Below are 18,439 nucleotides of genomic sequence, written 5' to 3'. Positions count from 1 at the left end.
GCCGTCACGGCTATGCGGTGGCAAGTCCCTCGACGGGTGACAGCCGTGCCGCGCGCCGGGCAGGAATGACCGACGCCAGCAGGCCGGCGACGACGGCCACCCCCAGCACGCCCAGCAACTGCAGCCAGGGGACGGAGGGGGTGACCTCGGCCAGGCTGCCGAGGGCCGACCGCGCGCCCAGCCAGCCGTAGATGCTTCCCAGGGCAGCACCAATCAATGCGGCGACGCCGGCCACCAGGGCTGCCTCGAGGGCCAGCATGCCCCGCAGCTGGCCCTTGGTAAGACCCAGCGCCCGGAGCAGGGAGTTTTCCCTGGTCCGTTCGAGGACGGACAGCGACAGTGTATTGGCCACGCCGATCAGCGCGATCAGCACCGCCACCCCCAACAGGCCCGTGACCACCAAGAGCAGTACGTCGATGACCTCATTGAAGGTGACCCGCTCGATGGCGGCGCCGCTGACCGCACCCGCGGACACGCCTGCTGCCGCAGCAACAGCGGACTGGATGTCCTTGATCCGGTCCGCGGACAGGGAGCCGCCGGGAGCGTCGGCCAGGCGCAGCCACACGGCACTGGCCGCAGGACCGGTGCCATCTGTCCGCGCAGTGTCTGTTGGGGCAACGCCACCGCCCGTCAGGCCCGACTGGCGGGCGGTGTCGGTGGAGACCAGTGCCGGGATGTTGCGGGTCCGCAAGACCACCGCTTCCAGGGAGGCCGGCCCGGCCGGCCCGGTGACCTCAACCGGTCCGGCCGTGGAGCCTTCCGGAAGGTAGATCCTGCCCGGCTCAAGGGTGAGCGCGGTGTCGCGGAGCAGCCGGCCGGCCTCTGCCGCGTCGAGGGCATAGACGGGGCTGCCCATCCCTTCGCCGGCCAAGGTGCCCGCTGCCGGCAGCAAAGCCGCGGTTGCGACGCCGTCCACCCGTGCCACTGCGTCACGCTCGGCGGCTGTCAGGGCATCCCCGGTGATCACCATATCCACGGGGTAGGTGCCGGCGAGGGCGTCATCGAACGCCTGCCGGGCAGTGGCAGCCCCGGTCATCATCAGGGACACCAGCGTGACGCCGATCAAGAGGGCGGCAGCAGTGACGGAGGTCCGGGCCGGGTTGCGGACGGCATTGAGGGCGGCCAGCTTCCCGGGGACGCCGGCAGGAGAGGCCAACCGTCCCGCCAGGCCCACCAGCCGCGGCACGAACAGGGTGGCGCAGAGCAGGACGCCCACGAAGGAGAGCACGCCGCCGGCGAAGGCCACCACCAGCATCACGCCCGCGGCGCCGAGGGCCAGCAACGGAACCCCGAGGGCAAGGGCGGCAAGGCCCAGCACCAGCCGCACGCGGCCCCGCCGGTTCCCGATTCCGGCATCGTCAACCGGCCGCAGGGCAGCAAGCGGAGCCACGGCCGTGGCAGCTTTCGCGGGAACCAGGGCGGCGCCCAGGGTCAGGAGTGTGCCTGCCGCCAGCCCCGCAATGACGGACGACGGCGGGACGGCCATGGTGGCAAACGCCATGTCCGGCTGCGTCCCGGCCCAGCCGATGAGGGCAGCCATCAGGGCGACGGCGGCGAGCACACCGGCGGCGGAGGAGACCAGGCCCACCACCAGGGCTTCGGCCAGGACCGAGTTGCGCACCTGGTTCCGGCCCGCCCCCAGGCACCTGAGCAGCGCCAGTTCCCTGGTGCGTTGGGCCACCAGCACCGCGAAGGTGTTGGTCACCACCAGTCCGGAGACAATCAGGGCGACCCCGGCGAATGCCAGCAGGATGATCGTCAGTTCATCCTGGCCTCCGGTCATCATCGCCACCTGGGCGGTGACTTGTTCGTCTGCTGTCTTCACCTGCACCCCGGCGCCGGCACCGGTGAGCGCCGCCGCCACGTTCTTGCTGGTTGCGGCGGCGTCGGAGCCCGAAGCCAGGGCCAGCTGGATGCTTCCGTAGCCAGCGGCGCCGGTACCACCTTGAGCGTCCCGGGCGCCGGCGGCCAGGGCACTGACGGCCGGTGTCCCGGCGAGGATCTGCGGGAGGGCAGAGGCGAAGGGGTCGTTGCTGCCGCGCAGGATCCCGGTGACGGTCATGGCCACTGTTGTGGCGGCGGCGGGGGCCTTGAGGGTCAGGGAGTCGCCGACGCGCAGCCCGTAGCGGGCGGCGGTAGCCCCGTCCACGGCGACGCCGTCAGCCCTCTCCGGGAGGGTGCCGTCGGTCACGGTCGCGGTTTCCAAGGCCATCGGCGCCAGGTTCCGGGCTTGCGCCAACACCTCCTGGCCGCCTGCGGTGAACTCGGCGTACGCCTGCATCCGGCCATAGGCCTCGGTCACGCCGGGCACCGCACGGGCTGCTGCCAGCGCGGCATCGTTGAAGGTTCCCGTGTCCGGGGTGGCGATGAGGCCGGCCTTGCTGTAGGCCTCCCCGAGGCTGGCACCCAGCGAAGCACGGGTACTCGCCCCGACCATCAGGGTGGTGGACAGGAACGCCACGGAGAGCATGACTGCCAGGCCGACGGCTATGAAGCGGCGGCTGTGGGACTGGAATTGCGAGAAGGCAACGCGCAGCACGCTCAGCCTCCCAGTTTGCCGAGGGCGGCCAGGACGGACCCGGCGGTGGGCTCGGCGATCTCGCCCACCAGGCCGCCGTCGTTCATCAGGACCACCCGGTCGGCGTAGCTGGCCGCCACCGGATCGTGGGTGACCATGATGATGGTCTGGCCCATTTCCCGGCTGCTGCGGCGCAGCAGTGCGAGGACCTCGCCGCCGGCGGTCGAATCAAGGTTGCCGGTGGGTTCGTCCCCGAACACCACGTCGGGACGGGTCAGCAGGGCCCGGGCTACGGCGACCCGCTGCTGCTGGCCGCCGGAGAGCTCATGCGGCCGGTGCCGGAGCCTGTCCTTGAGGCCGAGCGTGGCCACCACCGTGTCGAACCAGGCCGCGTCCGTGGCTTTGTTCGCCAGCGCCAGCGGCAATGTGATGTTCTGTTCGGCGGTCAGTGTGGGCACCAGGTTGAAGGCCTGGAACACGAATCCGATCCGGTCGCGGCGAAGCGCTGTCAGCTGTTTGTCATTGAGGGCCGTAATGTCTGTTCCGCCAACCAGGATCTGGCCGGAGTCGGCACTGTCGAGTCCAGCGAGGCAGTGCATCAGGGTGGACTTTCCGGAGCCGGAAGGGCCCATTATTGCGGTGAAGCGGCCGGCATCGAACGTGACGCTGACCTCGCGCAGGGCGCTGACGCGGGTGGCGCCGCGGCCGTACGTCTTGGCCAGGGAGAGGGCCTGCACGGCGGGAGCGGATGGGATATTTTGCCTGTTCAAAGCAGTATGGGCATGCGCGGAAGTTGTCATGTTTCCACGCTATGGCCGGGCCCGGCGCCCGGGAATCGGCCGGTGGTCTGGTCCTGCCGGGGCCGGACTCATACCCAGGTCTGACACCACCGTGCCGGGCGTCAGCCTCCGGGAGTGACCACCCCGGTCTCGTAGGCGATCACGACTGCCTGGACCCGGTCGCGTGCCCCAAGCTTGGCCAGGATGTGCCCTACGTGCGTTTTGACGGTTGCTTCGGAGACAAACAGGTCTGCCCCGATCTCAGGGTTGGACCGACCTTGGGCCATGAGGGTGAAGACTTCGCGCTCGCGGGCTGTGAGCCGCTCGACGGCCTCCTGGTCCTCGGGCCGTTCGTTGCCCTGTGCGCGCAGCAGCGGAGCTACATGGTCCAGGAGCCGGCGGGTGGTGGAGGGGGCGATGACGGCGTCCCCGCGGTGCACCGTGCGGATGGCGTCCAGCAGTTCCTCCGGTGGTGCGTCCTTCAGGAGGAAACCGCTGGCTCCGGCTTCGATGGCCGCCAGTGCGTACTCGTCCAGGTCGAAGGTCGTGAGCACGACGATGCGAAGTTCAGCCCTGGCAGACCCGGCCGGGGCGGAAGCGGCGCGTTCGATGAGCCTGCGGGTGGCCTCGATGCCGTCCATTCCCGGCATGCGCACGTCCATCAGGACGACGTCCGCGGCTGCTGCTCCGAGGGCCTGGAGTGCCTCGAGCCCGTTCCCGGCCTCGACCACGACGTCAAGGTCCGGCTGGGAGTTGATCAGCATGCTGAATCCCGAGCGCACCAGTTGCTGGTCATCGACCAGCGCCACGCGGATAGGAGCGGTGCTGTCGCGGTCTAGTGGCAAAGTCATGCTCAGGCCTCGGTGTAGGGAAGGAAGGCCGAAACCTGGAAGCCCCCGCCCGCGGCCGGGCCGGCCGCCAACGAACCATCGTAAAGGCTGATCCGCTCCCGCATGCCCCGCAGCCCGTTACCGCCGCCTTCCCCGGCTCCGACTGCCGGATGGGCAGAAGCGTACCGGCCGTCGTCGTGCACCTCAAGCTGCAGCCCGCGCGGCTGCCACCGCACCAAGACCCGGGCCCGGGCTTGCGGACCTGCATACTTGAGGACGTTCGTCAGGGATTCCTGGAGGACCCGGTATGCCGTGAGTTCGGCGCCCGGAGGCAGGGTGCGCCGCGGAGAACCAAGCTGTTCGACGTCCAGCGGAAGGCCTGCCGCACGGAACCCCAGGAACAGTTCATCGAGGTCCGCAAGTCCGGGCAACGGGCGGGTGGTGGACTCATCGCCGTGCCGCAGCACACCCAGGAGGCGGCGCATTTCGGCCAGTGACGTCCGTGCCGTGGCGGCAACCGTGGCCAGCGTCTCCGTGGCCACGGCGGGGTCGGCAGCCGCGGCGTACCGCGCACCGTCAGATTGCGTGATGATCACTGACAGGGAATGCGCCACGATGTCATGCATCTCACGGGCAATGTGCGCCCGTTCATCGGCTGCCGCCAGGGAGCGTTCCTGCTGCTGTTCGATTTCGAGCCGGCGGGCACGGTCCGCCAGGGTCTGCAGTTGCTGCCGGCGCACGCGTGTCAGGTCTCCGAGGGTCCAGCTGAACAGCACCAGCATCCAGATCAGGACCGTGTAGACAGCGCTGATGGTCAGGCCCAGCACGCCTGTCTCAGCCGTGCTGCTGAGATTGCGGGTGGTCAGCAGCACGCCGCCCAGCAGCCCCAGTCCCAGGACCGTACGGCTGGCCCGGGCAGGACCGTACGCGGCAACGGCATAGATAATCAGCGGAACAGCCAGCAGCCCGGCCAGCGGCTCCAGCCCTGTTGCCCACAAAACCAGGCACGCCAGTACAGTGGCGCCGGCCGCGTGCACGGGCCTGGTGCGCCGCCACGCCAGCGGCACCACCAGGGCGGAGGACAGCAGGAAGTGCCAGGGACGGTCCGCCATGAGGTAAACGGGACCGCACATCAGCAGGACCGCCAGCATGAGGACCAAGTCAACCCGGAAAGTGTTGACCCGGATCCAGTGATAAACCTTGTGCCGTAATTCCACCCCGGAACTCTATGCTGTCGTGGTGGCGAGTGCCTCATCCCTGGGGCTGATCCTTCTCCGGCCGCCGCGCCCGCCACGCCGCCCACAGACGCCGTGTCCGAAATGTGGGACGGCTTGCCCACCATATGGATGACTTGGCTACCCTGAAAATATGAGCGCATCCTCCATCGATCTTGCAGTTATTCCCGGCGACGGCATCGGCCCCGAAGTCATTGCCGAGGCCCTCAAAGTCCTCGAGAAGGCCGTGGCCGCGGAGGGCGTGCAGCTCAAGCCGACACATTACGAACTCGGCGCCGAGCACTGGCTCGCCACCGGCGAAACCCTGCCGGACCACGTCCTGGCGGACCTGAAGACGCGCGACGCGATCCTCTTCGGTGCCGTCGGCGCCGCCCCGGGCGACACCCGCATCCCCTCCGGAATCATCGAACGCGAACTGCTCCTCAAGCTCCGCTTCAGCCTGGACCACTTCGTCAACCTGCGGCCGTCGCGGCTTTACGGGACGGTCGGCAGCCCACTGGCCAACCCCGGGACCATCGACTTCATCGTGGTGCGTGAGGGAACCGAGGGGCCGTACGTGGGAAACGGCGGCACGCTGCGTGCCGGAACCCCGCACGAGGTCGCCACGGAAGTCTCCCTGAACACCGCACACGGTGTGGAGCGCGTGGTCCGCGACGCCTTCCGCCGCGCCAGCCTCCGCGAACGCAAGCACGTCACCCTGGTCCACAAGCACAACGTCCTGGTCTTCGCCGGGCATCTCTGGAAGCGCACCGTCGAGGCTGTCGCCCAGGAATTCCCGGGCGTCACCCACGACTACCTGCACGTTGATGCCGCCACCATCTTCATGGTCACGGACCCGTCCCGCTTCGACGTCATCGTCACCGACAACCTGTTCGGCGATATCATCACCGACCTCGCTGCCGCCGTCACCGGCGGCATCGGCCTGGCGGCGTCCGGCAACATCAACATGGACCGCACGGCGCCTTCCATGTTCGAGCCGGTCCACGGTTCGGCGCCGGACATCGCCGGCCAAGGCAAGGCCGACCCCACCGCGGCCATCCTCTCCGCGGCACTCCTGCTGGACCACCTGGGGTACGCGGAAGCCGCACGCCGGATCGAAGCCGCTGTGGTTGCCGACGTCGAACAACGCGACGGAACCGCCCGCAGCACCAGCGCCGTCGGCGACGCCATCGCCGCCGGACTCTAGCCCACGCCGGGGCCTCCGGCTTCGGGCGTAAGCTTGACTCGAATCACCAAATGCCGCCTCGCTGTTCAGCGCTGAACCCCGGGGCGGCCGATCGTGGAGGAACCATGACTCAGACCGCCCATGGCGTCGAATTCACCCGGCAGCTTTCGGAGAACCCGAAGTCCGCCGAAGAGCGTGCAGCCATCCTGGCAAACCCGGGATTCGGCAACTACTTCACCGACCACACCGCCATCGTCGACTACAGCGTTGACGCAGACGGCAACGGCGGCTGGCACGATGCCCGGATCGAGCCCTACGGCCCGATCGTCCTTGACCCGTCCGCCGCCGTGTTCCACTACGGCCAGGAAATCTTCGAGGGACTCAAGGCGTACCGGCACGCTGACGGCTCCGTCTGGACGTTCCGGCCCGAGGCGAACGCGGCCCGGCTGAACAAGTCGGCCCGCCGGCTGGCCTTGCCCGAACTGCCGGCCGAATACTTCCTCGGCGCCATCCGCGAACTGGTGGCTGCCGACAAGGAATGGGTTCCTTCCGGCGACGGCGAAGCCCTCTACCTGCGCCCCTTCATGATCGCCACCGAGGCCTTCCTGGGTGTCCGCGCCGCCCGCGAGGTGTCCTTCCGGGTGATCGCCTCTCCGGCGGGCAACTACTTCGGCGGCGAACTCAAGCCGGTCTCCATCTGGATCTCGCGCCAGTACGCCCGCGCCGGCCGCGGCGGCACCGGCGACGCCAAGTGCGGCGGGAACTACGCCGCCTCGCTCATCGCGCAGCAGGAGGCCGAGGCCAACGGCTGCAAGCAGGTCCTGTTCCTCGACCAGGCCAATGACAACGCCGTGGAAGAGCTGGGCGGCATGAACGTCTTCTTCGTCATGAAGGACGGCTCCCTGGTCACGCCCGCCCTCACCGGCACCATCCTGGAAGGCGTCACCCGGATGTCCGTGATCCAGGTGGCCAAGGACATGGGCCGTGACGTGGCGGAGCGGAAGATCACCCTTGACGAGTGGCGCGACGGCGTGGCCTCGGGCGATATTGCCGAAGTGTTCGCCTGCGGCACAGCTGCCGTGATCACCCCCATCGGGGTGCTGAAGGACGCCACCGAGTTCATTGGTTCCGAGGACGCCAAAGCCGGCGAAACCACCATGGCCATCCGCGAAAAGCTCCTGGGCATCCAGACCGGCGCCGAACCGGACACGCACGGCTGGCTGACACGCCTGGCCTAGGTTCTGCCCTGACGACGGCGCCTTCCGGACTTTTGTCCGGAAGGCGCCGTTTTACGTTGCCGCAGGGGTGCCGGGTCAGCGGCGCGCGGCTTTCCGGGCAGCGTTCCTCATCGCTTTGCGGGACACGGGCTTGAGTGCCTTGCGGGCAGCTTCTTCCGCCAGGGCGCGGTTGCGCCGGGCGTCGATCAGGTCGTTCCAGAGCGTGGTGGCAAAGACGCCGCCGTCCTGGGCGTAGACGTCGTAGGGATAGCCGGCGAAGACGGCGGGGGTGGGGCCGCTGGTGAACAGGTCCTTGCCGCCTGCCTGGGCCACTGCGTCGCCGACAGCCCAGGTCCGGGTCAGGTGGCGGATGAGGTTTTCCTGGACGAAGACGGCGGCGTCAGCGGAGCGGGAGGCCTGGTCCAGCAGCGCTTCCAGGTCCGCGGCGATCAGGGCGGCGCCGGCCTGGTCAGCGGGCGCGGGGGCGGCGGACAGTTCCGCCGTGATGCCGGTGACGGCGTCCGTCCAGTCGGTTGTCTCGCGGAACTTCCTCCAGGTGGGAAACCAGATGATGCTGCCGGTCGCGTGGTTGTGGATGTGCAGGAGGCCGGTGGCCTTTTCGGTCGCCGAATGGTCGTGGCCGTCCGCGTCCGCGCGGGCGAGAAGGTCGGCGAGTGAAGGTGTGCTCATGGGGCGGTGTCCGGCTTCCTGGTGGAGATCGTTGTGCTGTCACAGGTTGCCAACCCCCGCGGGCGGCCGATCTATTCCGCCGCTGCCCTCCGGGACAAGGGGGTGGGGGAGTGCGGGGCTTGATGCAAGGATGGATCAGTGACCCCACTTACCGGCCCCGGCCTGCAGCGCAGCTCCGGCCTTACCCAGTTCCTCCTGGCACCAAACCCGGGCCCCATGAGCCTGGACGGCACCAACTCCTACCTCCTGCGCGTCCCCGGCCGGTCCGCCGTCGTGGTGGTTGACCCGGGACCCAACGATGAACCGCACCTGGAGGCACTGTCGGGCGCCGGCGTCGTCGAACTGATCCTGGTCACGCACCGGCATGCGGACCATACTGCCGGTTCGGCCCGCCTGCACGAACTCACCGGAGCGCCGGTACGGGCAGCGGACCCAGGCCACTGCCATGGCGGCGGAGCGCCGCTGGCCGGCGGCGAACTGATCCAGGCAGCGGGACTGGATATCACGGTGCTGGCTGCCCCCGGCCACACTTCGGATTCCGTGTGCTTCCACCTGCCGGCCGACGGGCAGCACGGCTCGGTGCTGACCGGGGACACGGTCCTGGGCCGGGGCACCACCGTCCTGGACTTCCCTGACGGCACGCTGGGAGACTACCTCGCCACCCTGGACCGGTTGGAGGCCCTGGGGAACGCGACCGTGCTGCCGGCCCACGGCCCGGTATTGCCGTCCCTGCGGGACATCGTCCGGGAGTACCGCCGGCACCGCGAGGAGCGGCTGGCCCAGATCCGTGCCGCGCTCCGCGGCCTCGGCGGGGACGCATCCGTACCTGAGGTGGCGGACGCCGTCTATGCCGGCGTCGACCCTTCCGTCCGGCGCGCCGCCGAATTGTCCGTGGCCGCACAGCTTTCCTACCTTCGCGGGCACGAAGGCGGCAGGCAGGACGGCGCCGTCGAAACGGTAGGGTAGGAGCCATGCGTATTGCGAGGTTTGTTGTCGATTCCGATCCCCTGTACGGCGTTGTGGAAGGTGATAGCGGCAGTGAGGAAATCACTGTCATCCACGGCGACCCTTTCTTCAACGGTGTGGAGCGCACTTCCGTGCGCCACAAGCTGGAGGATGTCCGGCTGCTGGCGCCCATCATCCCGCGGAGCAAGGTCATCGGGGTGGGCAGGAACTTCGTGGAGCACGCACATGAGCTGGGCAACGAGGTGCCCGCCCAGCCGCTGCTGTTCCTGAAGCCCAACACCGCGGTGGTAGGTCCGAACGACCCCGTGGTCCTGCCGGAGTTTTCCGAAGAAGTCTCCTTTGAAGCCGAACTGTGCGTGGTGATCGGCCGGATCTGCAAGGACGTCCCCGAAGACCGCGTTGACGATGTCATCTTTGGCTACACGTGCGGCAACGACCTCACTGCCCGCGATGTCCAGAAGACGGACCTGCAGTGGACCCGCGCCAAGGGCTTCGACACCTCCGCTCCGCTGGGCCCGTGGATCGAGACGGACCTGGACACCGAGGACCTGCAGATCCAGGGCCGGCTCAACGGGGAAATCCGCCAGGACGGCAGCACCAGCCAGATGATCCGCGGCGTCCGGGAGCTCGTGTCCGTCGTCTCGCACGCGTTCACCCTACTGCCCGGCGACGTGATCATGACCGGAACACCGGCCGGTGTGGGACTGGTCAAGGAAGGCGACCGCTTCGAGGTGGAAATCGAAGGCATCGGCCGGCTCTCCAACCCGATCGTCCGCCGCTGACCCCGGCTGCCGCGCGGAAGGCCGGAGGGCGGCCAGGCGGGTAAAGTTGAAGCCACTATGACTATCGCTTCTTCGTCGCTTGCCGCCTCCATTCCGCCCGTCACCGCCGAGACCCCCGTTCGCGTCCGGTTTTGCCCCTCGCCCACGGGGACCCCGCACGTCGGACTGATCCGGACCGCGCTCTTCAACTGGGCCTACGCCCGCCACACCAAGGGCACCCTGGTGTTCCGGATCGAGGACACGGACGCGGCCCGGGACAGCGAGGAAAGCTACCACCAGCTGCTGGACGCACTGAAGTGGCTGGGCATCGACTGGGACGAGGGTGTCGAGGTTGGCGGCCCGCACGAACCGTACCGGCAGTCCCAGCGCGGCGACATCTACCAGGACGTCATCAAGCGCCTGCACGACGCCGGATTCATTTACGAGTCCTTCTCCACCCCGGAGGAGATCGAGGCACGCCACCGCGCCGCCGGCCGGGACCCGAAGCTGGGCTACGACGGCTTCGACCGTCACCTGACCGAGGAACAGCTGGCACAGTACCGGGCCGAGGGCCGGCAGGCCGTCCTGCGCCTGCGCATGCCGGACGAGGACATCACGTTCACCGACCTGGTCCGCGGCGAAATTACGTTCAAGGCCGGATCGGTGCCCGACTTCGCCGTGGTGCGTGCCAACGGTGCCCCGTTGTACACCTTGGTCAACCCCGTGGACGACGCCCTGATGGGGATCACGCACGTGCTCCGCGGCGAAGACCTGCTCAGCTCCACGCCGCGCCAGGTCGCCCTCTACCGGGCCCTCTACGCCATCGGCGTCGCCGAGTACATGCCGGAGTTCGGCCACCTGCCGTACGTCATGGGCCAGGGCAACAAGAAGCTCTCCAAGCGGGACCCCGAGTCCAGCCTCTTCCTGCACCGCGAGCGGGGCTTCATCCCGGAAGGGCTGCTGAACTACCTTTCCCTGCTTGGCTGGTCGCTGAGCGCCGACGAAGACATCTTTACCGTCGAGCAGCTCGTTGAGCACTTCGACATCCACGACGTCCTGGGCAACCCCGCGCGTTTCGACCTGAAGAAGGCCGAGGCCATCAACGGCACGCACGTCCGGATGCTTGAGCCCAAGGTCTTCCGCGACCGGGTGGCGCACTACCTGCGCGACGCAGGCCTGGTGGGGGAGATCCTCACTGACCGCGAGGAAGAAATCCTCACCGAAGCCGCGCCGCTGATCCAGGAGCGCATCACGCTGCTGGGCGAGGCGCCGGACATGCTGGCTTTCCTGTTCAAGGCGGACGACGCCGTCGACGTCGCAGATGACGCCCGCAAGGGCCTTCCCGAGAACCTTTCCGAGGTGCTGGACGCGGCACTTGCCGCGCTGGAACCGGTGGCAGACTGGACAGCGGAGAGCATCCAGGCAGCCCTGAAGCAGGCCCTGGTGGAGGACCTTGGCATCAAACCGCGGCTCGCTTTCGGGCCGGTACGGACGGCTGTTTCCGGCCGGCGGATCTCCCCGCCCCTGTTCGAATCGATGGTCATCCTGGGCAAGGAGTCCTCCCTGCGCAGGCTCCGCGCCTTCCGCGGCTGATGACGGCACCGAGCGAAGCCCGGTCGGGTGCCCGGCATACGCCCTGGGGAGTGGTCAGGGGCGTCCTGTTCGACATCGACGACACCCTGGTGGACCTTGAGTACTCGATGACCACCGCCTTGCGCGAGGTCAGTGAACACCTCCTGCCCGGCCTGGACCAGGCCGGCTGGGAGCGGTTCGGCCGGATCTTCACCCATGAGACCACGCACTACTACGACCGCTACCTGGCCGGCGAGCTGACGTTCAACGAACAGCGCCTCCTCCGGGGCCGCGCCGCACTGGGCCACTTTGGCGTGGAACTGGGCGACGGCGATGAATCGCACCGCTGGCTGGCCGCGTACGTGGAAAAGCAGCCGTCCTACGTGAAGCCGTTCCCGGATGTTTCGCCGCTTCTTGACGTCTTGGACGCTGCCGGGATCCCGTACGGCGCCGTCAGCAACAACGTCCACGATTACCAGCGCGCCAAGCTGGACGGCGCCGGCCTTGAACGCGTGAAGCACCTCGTCGGAACTGACACCCTGGGCGTGGCCAAGCCGGATCCCGCCATCTACCTGGAAGGCGTCCGGCTCCTGGGCACCGTCCCGGCCGAGACCATGTACGTGGGCGATAACCGGCTGCTGGACGCGGAAGGCTCGACGGCGGCCGGACTGGTTGGCGTCTGGCTCAACCGGAACGCCGAGACCGCGGCCCACTTTGGTGGAACCGCGGTCACCACGTTGGCGGATCTCCTCCCGCTCTTCGCCTAAGTCCTGTCCGGGCGGCCGTCCATCAGGCGGCCTTAAGCCGGGCGGCGCGGCGAAGGAGGAGATATCCGCCGACGGCGGCTCCCACCAGCAGGGCGATCAGCAGCAATGCCGTGACGGGGCTGTCCAGCCAGGACGACGGCGACACGGCGGCCACCTTCGTGTGCAGTTCCTGCGTTCCGGCCGCGATCCTGGCATTGCCCTCGGCAAGCGTGCCGGCACCGTCCGCCAACTGGCCCGAACCGTCATCAAGCTTGCCGTTGCCGTCGGCGAGTTTCCCGGTTCCATCCGCCAGCTGGGCGGATCCCGACTGCAATTGTCCCGTGCCTTGGCTCAGCGCGGTGGTGCCCTCCGACAACGCCTCGGTCCCGGCCAGGAGTCCCGGGTTGGCAGGATCGCCGCCGCCGTTGACGCCGGCACTGAGCTTGGTGGTGCCGTCCTGGAGGTTGTTGGCGGCGTAGATCAGGCCGGGGCTGTCCGGATCGCCGGGGACGCCATCCATGCCGTTCCGGATCTTCGCCGTGCCATCCGCCAGCATCGAGGTACCCAGCACCACGCCGGGGTTTTGGGGGTCGGTGGCGTTGAGCTTCTCCGCCAGGGTGGCGAAGCCCGCCTTCAGCCGGCCCGCCCCGTCATCCAGCTGGGCGGCTCCCGCGGTCAGACTGCCGGTTCCGGCCTTGAGCTGCCCGGCTCCGTCGTTCAGCTTTGCTGCTCCCGCATCGAGCTGCCCCGCTCCCGCGTAGGCGCGCCGGCCGCCGTCGGCCAACTTGGCGATCTGGTCCTTGATGAGGGCCAGGGGAACCAGGCCCTGGGGCCCGTTCGCCGCTGCTTCCAGCTGGTCCAGCCCCTGGCTGAGCGCGGCCAGCCCGTCTCCCTTGGTTGGATCGTTCCCCGCGCCGGGGTAGCCCGTCAGCTGCGCTGTTCCGTTCTTCAACGCCGCTGTCCCTGCGCTCAGGCTGGTGGCGCCGGCGTCGAGCTGACCTGCGCCGGCCGCGAGCCGGCCCGTTCCCGCCGCCAGCTGTCCGGCGCCGTCGGCAAGGTTGTTGGGGGCGTTGCCGCCCGCGGTGGGGGTGAGCGCGGCGGACAGCGCGACGGCGCCGGCCTGGAGCTTCCGGGCTCCGTCATCCACCTGGTAGACGCCAGGGACGAGTTTGTTCAGGACGTCATTTTGCAGCTTGGTGGTGCCGGCATGAAGCTTGTCCACGCCGGGGGCGAGCTGGTCCCTGACACCTGAGTAGACCTTGCCCGCACCCGATTGCAGGGCGAGGGCTCCGTTGTTGAGTTGGGTGGTGCCGTCCTTGACCTTGAGCGATCCGTCCTGCACTTGCGCTGCGCCCTTGTTCGCTGCGCCTGCGCCCGCTGCCAGCCGGCCCGAGCCGTCCTTGAGCCGGGCGGCGCCTGCTGCGGCTTGTTCCGCCCCGTCCATCAGTTGGGCAGAGCCGTTGGCGATCTGGCCCGTGAGGTAGGTATAGAAGGCGAGGAAGAGGACGAGCAGGAGGGAGAGGGCCATGATGGCGATGAATTGTGGCCGGGGTTTGCGGGTTGCGGTTGCAATGGCTGCTGTACGGGTTGTCAACGCTGACACTTCCTAACTTCCGCCGGACAGCGGTGTCCGGTGGCGAAACCGTGGTTGGCAGGGCGGTCCCTTGACCTCGTGGGTGCCCGTGGAAACAGGGCAGGGGGCTTGTTACTGATCGGTAACTTACTCGAGGGTAACCATAACGGTGGATGCCGGGCAAGGGTTTGGACGGTTCGCTTTCGCGAAGCCCGGAGGCGCAGGCCGCGCCGGATTTGTGCGAGCCCCAAGTCTCGGGTAAAGTAATTTCTCGTGCTGAGGCGCACGGAGCAGGGAAAACGCCCTGGAATCCGGCCCGAAAGTGCCATTGGGATATGGTGTAATTGGCAACACTACGGTTTCTGGTACCGTCATTCTAGGTTCGAGTCCTGGTATCCCAGCTCTGGTTTGAAGCCCATTCGGGCAGGCAAAACAGAAGGTTTCCACTCGGTTCGCCGATTTGAAACCACGGCAAAGTGTGTGAAATACTCACTGAGCCGAGCAGCGGAAACGCTGCCGGAAAGTACGCGGCCCCATCGTATAGCGGCCTAGTACGCCGCCCTCTCACGGCGGTAACGCGGGTTCGAATCCCGCTGGGGTCACCATGGAATGGTCCCGGGCATCAGCCCGGGACCATTTTTTATTTGCCCGAAATTCGCTGGCGGACAATCCCCGCTCAATGGACTGAACCCCGCGCCGCCCGGCGGGGAGTGGTCCTCCGTGCGGGGAGTCTTCCGCGGAGCCGCTTAGGAGTCCGCCTCCAATGCGGCCGCTGCATCCCGGACCTTGATCAGGGTGCGCAGGTTGCGGGTGGTGGTAGCGGCCTTGAACCTGGACTTCGAGCTGACCTTGCTGAAGGGGCTGTCCAGGGTGCCCCCCACCGGGGCCAGCCACGCCAGCGCTTCAGGTCCAAGGCGCTTCTGGTCCTGGCCCTCTATGGCTGCGCCGGCCGCTTCCAGTTCGTCCAGGACGGCGGTATCCGACGAGAAGGTGATGTAGGTGTGGGTGGATTTGTCATCCTCCGGATAAGGGCAGGCATCCACCAGTTCGGCCACTCGTCCGCCGTCCACGACGACCACCCAGGCTTCATAACCGAACGCTGCCCGGAGGCATTCTTCGGCTTCGCGTTTGACGCCGGTTGCATCCAGGCTGCTGGTCAGCACCACGTTCCCGCTGGCCAGCAGAGTCCTGGCATCGGCGAAGCCCGAAGCTTTCAGTGCGTCCCGGAGGTCCGCCATTTTGATGTTGATTCCGCCAACATTGATTCCACGGAGGAAGACTGCGTAGCTGCCCATGGCCACAGCCTAGTGGCCGCGCCGTCCGCAGGAGCGGACAACGCGGCGGATCCCCTTAGTCGTTGTTCTTGCGCAGGGCTTCGGTGAGGATGCGGCCGGCGTTGCAGACCACCTCCGCGTGCAGGCGCCCCGGCTGGCGGGTCAGCCGCTCGATCGGGCCGGAAATTGAGACGGCGGCGATCACCCGGCCGGACGGTCCCCGCACCGGCGCGGAGACGGAGGCGACACCGGGCTCACGTTCGCCGAGGCTCTGTCCCCAGCCGCGTCGTCGTACGCCTGCCAGGACGGTGGGCGTGAAGCGAGCTGACTGCAGGCCCTCGAGCAGCCGGTCGTGGTCCTCCCAGGCGAGAAGCACCTGGGCGGCGGAGCCGGCCTTCATGGACAGCTGCGTGCCCACCGGGATGGTGTCGCGCAGGCCGATGGGGCGCTCGGCGGAGGCAACGCACACGCGCCAGTCGCCCTGCCGGCGGAAGATCTGGGCGCTTTCGCCCGTGGCGTCCCGCAGTTGCATGAGGACGGGGCCGGCGGAGGCGATCAGGCGGTCCTCGCCCGCGGCCGAGGCCAGTTCCACCAGCCGGCTGCCAAGGACGAACCGGCCCTGGATATCGCGGCTCACCAGCCGGTGGTGGACGAGTGCCAGCGCGAGCCGGTGAACCGTAGGCCGGGCCAGCCCGGTGGCGGCCACAAGCTGTGCCAGCGTGGTGGGGCCGGCCTCGAGTGCATCGAGCACCTGGGCTGCTTTATCAATGACGCCGACTCCACTAGAATTGTCCATGTAATGATATTGCCGTCTCAATATCTGAGATGCAAATCTTTCGGCTGGCGCAGTGCGGAGCCGTCCTGATTCAGTTGGACTCAACAGCCAAACAGCAGTGAAGGGAGATGGCCATGGCAAAGACATTGGCCGAGAAAGTCTGGGACGCGCACGTGGTGCGCAAAGGCGACGGCGAAGGAGCCAACGCCCAGCCCGACCTCCTCTTTATCGATCTCCACCTGATCCACGAAGTTACCTCCCCGCAGGCCTTCGAAGGGCTGCGGCTCGCCGGCCGCCCGCTGCGCCGGCCGGACCTGACTATTGCCACCGAGGACCACAACACCCCCACGCTGGACATCGACAAGCCGATTGCCGACCTCACCAGCCGGACCCAGATCCAGACCCTGCGCAACAACTGCGCCGAGTTCGGCGTCCGCCTGCACAGCCTCGGCGACGCCGAACAGGGCATCGTCCACGTGGTTGGCCCGCAGCTCGGCCTGACCCAACCCGGCATGACGGTGGTCTGCGGCGACTCGCACACCTCCACCCACGGCGCCTTCGGCGCGCTGGCCATGGGTATCGGCACCTCCGAGGTGGAGCACGTCATGGCCACCCAGACCCTGTCCCTTAAGCCCTTCAAGACCATGGCCATCAACGTCGAGGGCACGTTGCGCCCGGGCGTCACGGCCAAGGACATCATCCTCGCCGTGATCGCCCAGATCGGCACCGGCGGCGGCCAGGGCTACGTCCTGGAATACCGCGGCTCCGCCATCCGCGCGCTCTCCATGGAAGCCCGGATGACCATCTGCAACATGTCCATCGAGGCCGGCGCCCGGGCCGGTATGGTGGCCCCGGACGAGACCACCTACGAGTACATGAAGGGCCGCCCCCACGCGCCTGAAGGCGCGGACTGGGACGCCGCCGTCGAGTACTGGAACACGCTGCGTAGCGACGACGACGCCACCTTCGACGTGCAGGTGGACCTGGACGCCAACACGCTTGAGCCGTTCGTCACCTGGGGCACCAACCCGGGCCAGGGTGTGTCCCTGTCCGGGTCCGTCCCGTCACCGGAGGACTTCGGCGACGAAAACGCCAAGGCCGCTGCCGAGCGCGCCCTGCAGTACATGGGACTCGAAGCCGGCACGCCCATGAAGGACATCCGCGTGGACACCGTCTTCCTGGGCTCCTGCACCAACTCCCGGATGGAGGACCTGCGCGCCGCTGCCGACATCATCCGCGGCCGGCAAAAGGACCCCAACATCCGGATGCTGGTGGTCCCGGGCTCCGCCCGCGTCCGGCTCGAAGCGGAAGCCGAGGGGCTGGACAAGGTCTTCAAGGACTTTGGTGCCGAGTGGCGCTTTGCCGGCTGCTCCATGTGCCTGGGCATGAACCCGGACCAGCTGGAAGTGGGGGAGCGTTGCGCCTCAACCTCCAACCGCAACTTCGAGGGCCGGCAGGGCAAGGGCGGCCGCACCCATCTGGTTTCCCCGGTGGTGGCAGCAGCCACTGCCGTCCGGGGCACGCTCAGCTCGCCGTCGGACCTTGACCCGGCTCCCGAGCCGGCGGTTCAGCCTGTCGAAACCCCATCCGCAAGCCACGCAGCCTAGGACAGCACCATGGAAAAGTTCACCAAGCACACCGGCGTTGGCGTCCCGCTGCGCCAGAGCAACGTCGACACCGACCAGATCATCCCGGCGGTGTACCTCAAGCGCATCACCCGGACCGGGTTCGAGGACGCCCTGTTCTCCGCCTGGCGGAAAGACCCCTCGTTCATCCTGAACCAGGAGCCCTACACTACCGGTTCGGTGCTCGTGGCAGGCCCGGACTTTGGCACCGGTTCCTCCCGCGAACACGCCGTCTGGGCGCTGAAGGACTACGGTTTCAAGGCCGTCCTGTCTTCCCGCTTCGCCGACATCTTCCGCGGCAATTCCGGCAAGCAGGGCCTGCTGGCCGCCCAGGTGGCCCAGGATGACATTGAACTGATCTGGAAAGAGCTGGAAAACGCGCCCGGAACCGAAGTCACGGTGGACCTTGAGTCAAAGACCGTCGTGTGCGGCCCCATCGTGGCGCCTTTCGAGATCGACGACTACACCCGTTGGCGGCTGCTGGAAGGCCTGGACGACATCGGGCTGACCCTCCAGCATGAAGCCGACATCACGGCCTACGAGGCCACCCGGCCCAGCTTCAAGCCGAAGACGCTTCCCGCCCGGCTGTCCTAGCACGCAGGAACGGGCCCGGCGGCAGGAAATACCCCGCCACGGACTGCCGCCGGTGCCCGCTTATTTCGGTTCGGTAACACGACCTCCTATGCTTGGTTGGAGCCTTTGCAAGGATTTGT

16 protein-coding genes and 2 tRNA genes are annotated in these 18,439 nt (G+C 67.9%); 10 read left to right on the top strand and 8 right to left on the bottom strand.

Annotation, left to right across the window (positions count from 1 at the left end; genetic code table 11):
• Positions 1–10: 10 nt before the first annotated feature.
• From QRM96_RS12605 to QRM96_RS12590, 4 genes are all read right to left on the bottom strand, one after another.
• The gene (locus QRM96_RS12605) at positions 11–2,539 is read right to left on the bottom strand and encodes an FtsX-like permease family protein (RefSeq protein WP_285319890.1); all 2,529 of its coding nucleotides are present in this window, start codon (positions 2,537–2,539) and stop codon (positions 11–13) included.
• A gap of 2 nt (positions 2,540–2,541) precedes the next feature.
• Complete coding sequence (locus QRM96_RS12600) at positions 2,542–3,318, bottom strand: ABC transporter ATP-binding protein (RefSeq protein WP_026264225.1); 777 nt, start codon at positions 3,316–3,318, stop codon at positions 2,542–2,544.
• 101 nt (positions 3,319–3,419) lie between these two features.
• Positions 3,420–4,148 carry a response regulator gene (locus QRM96_RS12595; protein ID WP_285247618.1) on the bottom strand — a complete coding sequence of 243 codons (729 nt, stop codon included), beginning with the start codon at positions 4,146–4,148 and terminating at the stop codon, positions 3,420–3,422.
• A gap of 2 nt (positions 4,149–4,150) precedes the next feature.
• The gene (locus QRM96_RS12590) at positions 4,151–5,344 is read right to left on the bottom strand and encodes a sensor histidine kinase (protein ID WP_285319889.1); all 1,194 of its coding nucleotides are present in this window, start codon (positions 5,342–5,344) and stop codon (positions 4,151–4,153) included.
• Positions 5,345–5,495: 151 nt separating this feature from the next.
• Here QRM96_RS12590 and QRM96_RS12585 point away from each other — a divergent pair, with 151 nt between their 5' ends.
• Positions 5,496–6,548: a 3-isopropylmalate dehydrogenase gene (locus QRM96_RS12585; RefSeq protein ID WP_018760045.1), complete on the top strand. Its 1,053-nt coding sequence runs from the start codon at positions 5,496–5,498 to the stop codon at positions 6,546–6,548.
• 104 nt (positions 6,549–6,652) lie between these two features.
• The gene (locus QRM96_RS12580; RefSeq protein WP_133830865.1) at positions 6,653–7,765 is read left to right on the top strand and encodes a branched-chain amino acid aminotransferase; all 1,113 of its coding nucleotides are present in this window, start codon (positions 6,653–6,655) and stop codon (positions 7,763–7,765) included.
• A 75-nt stretch (positions 7,766–7,840) separates the two neighbouring features.
• Here the strand turns inward: QRM96_RS12580 and QRM96_RS12575 are convergent, their stop codons facing one another.
• On the bottom strand, positions 7,841–8,434 hold the full coding sequence (locus QRM96_RS12575; protein ID WP_285319888.1) for a hypothetical protein: 594 nt from the start codon (positions 8,432–8,434) through the stop codon (positions 7,841–7,843).
• 138 nt (positions 8,435–8,572) lie between these two features.
• Here QRM96_RS12575 and QRM96_RS12570 point away from each other — a divergent pair, with 138 nt between their 5' ends.
• From QRM96_RS12570 to QRM96_RS12555, 4 genes are read left to right on the top strand one after another with little or no spacing between them, the layout of a single operon-like run.
• Entirely contained in the window at positions 8,573–9,400 is an 828-nt protein-coding gene (locus QRM96_RS12570) for an MBL fold metallo-hydrolase (RefSeq protein WP_018760041.1), read from the top strand.
• 5 nt (positions 9,401–9,405) lie between these two features.
• On the top strand, positions 9,406–10,182 hold the full coding sequence (locus QRM96_RS12565; RefSeq protein ID WP_018760040.1) for a fumarylacetoacetate hydrolase family protein: 777 nt from the start codon (positions 9,406–9,408) through the stop codon (positions 10,180–10,182).
• A 57-nt stretch (positions 10,183–10,239) separates the two neighbouring features.
• On the top strand, positions 10,240–11,754 hold the full coding sequence (gltX, locus tag QRM96_RS12560; protein ID WP_018760039.1) for a glutamate--tRNA ligase: 1,515 nt from the start codon (positions 10,240–10,242) through the stop codon (positions 11,752–11,754).
• Positions 11,754–12,500 (top strand): HAD family hydrolase, encoded by a 747-nt coding sequence (locus tag QRM96_RS12555; protein WP_018760038.1) that lies wholly within the window; start codon positions 11,754–11,756, stop codon positions 12,498–12,500. Before gltX ends, QRM96_RS12555 begins: the two co-directional genes overlap by 1 nt.
• 22 nt (positions 12,501–12,522) lie before the next feature.
• Here the strand turns inward: QRM96_RS12555 and QRM96_RS12550 are convergent, their stop codons facing one another.
• Entirely contained in the window at positions 12,523–14,082 is a 1,560-nt protein-coding gene (locus QRM96_RS12550) for a hypothetical protein (RefSeq protein WP_285319887.1), read from the bottom strand.
• 299 nt (positions 14,083–14,381) lie between these two features.
• On the opposite strand from QRM96_RS12550, the gene QRM96_RS12545 reads away from it, so the two are divergent.
• A tRNA-Gln gene (locus tag QRM96_RS12545) sits at positions 14,382–14,453 on the top strand.
• A gap of 128 nt (positions 14,454–14,581) precedes the next feature.
• A tRNA-Glu gene (locus QRM96_RS12540) sits at positions 14,582–14,657 on the top strand.
• 141 nt (positions 14,658–14,798) lie between these two features.
• On the opposite strand, the gene QRM96_RS12535 is transcribed toward QRM96_RS12540, so the two are convergent.
• Positions 14,799–15,347: a DUF1697 domain-containing protein gene (locus tag QRM96_RS12535; protein ID WP_109045014.1), complete on the bottom strand. Its 549-nt coding sequence runs from the start codon at positions 15,345–15,347 to the stop codon at positions 14,799–14,801.
• A gap of 55 nt (positions 15,348–15,402) precedes the next feature.
• Positions 15,403–16,122, bottom strand: coding sequence for an IclR family transcriptional regulator (locus QRM96_RS12530; RefSeq protein ID WP_009356552.1), 720 nt, complete (start codon positions 16,120–16,122; stop codon positions 15,403–15,405).
• A 113-nt stretch (positions 16,123–16,235) separates the two neighbouring features.
• Here QRM96_RS12530 and leuC point away from each other — a divergent pair, with 113 nt between their 5' ends.
• Positions 16,236–17,708: a 3-isopropylmalate dehydratase large subunit gene (gene leuC / locus QRM96_RS12525; protein ID WP_285319886.1), complete on the top strand. Its 1,473-nt coding sequence runs from the start codon at positions 16,236–16,238 to the stop codon at positions 17,706–17,708.
• 9 nt (positions 17,709–17,717) lie between these two features.
• The gene (leuD, locus tag QRM96_RS12520) at positions 17,718–18,320 is read left to right on the top strand and encodes a 3-isopropylmalate dehydratase small subunit (protein WP_018760034.1); all 603 of its coding nucleotides are present in this window, start codon (positions 17,718–17,720) and stop codon (positions 18,318–18,320) included.
• Positions 18,321–18,439 lie beyond the last annotated feature (119 nt).

The sequence above is a fragment of the Pseudarthrobacter sp. lyk4-40-TYG-27 genome (assembly GCF_030209295.1).
Classification (GTDB): Bacteria; Actinomycetota; Actinomycetes; order Actinomycetales; family Micrococcaceae; genus Arthrobacter.
This window is presented reverse-complemented; position numbering and strand designations above follow the sequence as displayed.

Coding starts and splice junctions, on each gene's coding strand:
- QRM96_RS12535 (WP_109045014.1), bottom strand. CDS start 15,347: ATGGGCAGCTACGCAGTCTTCCTCCGTGGAATCAATGTTGGCGGAATC.
- QRM96_RS12530 (WP_009356552.1), bottom strand. CDS start 16,122: ATGGACAATTCTAGTGGAGTCGGCGTCATTGATAAAGCAGCCCAGGTG.
- QRM96_RS12595 (WP_285247618.1), bottom strand. CDS start 4,148: ATGACTTTGCCACTAGACCGCGACAGCACCGCTCCTATCCGCGTGGCG.
- QRM96_RS12575 (WP_285319888.1), bottom strand. CDS start 8,434: ATGAGCACACCTTCACTCGCCGACCTTCTCGCCCGCGCGGACGCGGAC.
- QRM96_RS12600 (WP_026264225.1), bottom strand. CDS start 3,318: ATGACAACTTCCGCGCATGCCCATACTGCTTTGAACAGGCAAAATATC.
- QRM96_RS12565 (WP_018760040.1), top strand. CDS start 9,406: ATGCGTATTGCGAGGTTTGTTGTCGATTCCGATCCCCTGTACGGCGTT.
- gltX (WP_018760039.1), top strand. CDS start 10,240: ATGACTATCGCTTCTTCGTCGCTTGCCGCCTCCATTCCGCCCGTCACC.
- QRM96_RS12580 (WP_133830865.1), top strand. CDS start 6,653: ATGACTCAGACCGCCCATGGCGTCGAATTCACCCGGCAGCTTTCGGAG.
- QRM96_RS12555 (WP_018760038.1), top strand. CDS start 11,754: ATGACGGCACCGAGCGAAGCCCGGTCGGGTGCCCGGCATACGCCCTGG.
- leuD (WP_018760034.1), top strand. CDS start 17,718: ATGGAAAAGTTCACCAAGCACACCGGCGTTGGCGTCCCGCTGCGCCAG.
- QRM96_RS12585 (WP_018760045.1), top strand. CDS start 5,496: ATGAGCGCATCCTCCATCGATCTTGCAGTTATTCCCGGCGACGGCATC.
- leuC (WP_285319886.1), top strand. CDS start 16,236: ATGGCAAAGACATTGGCCGAGAAAGTCTGGGACGCGCACGTGGTGCGC.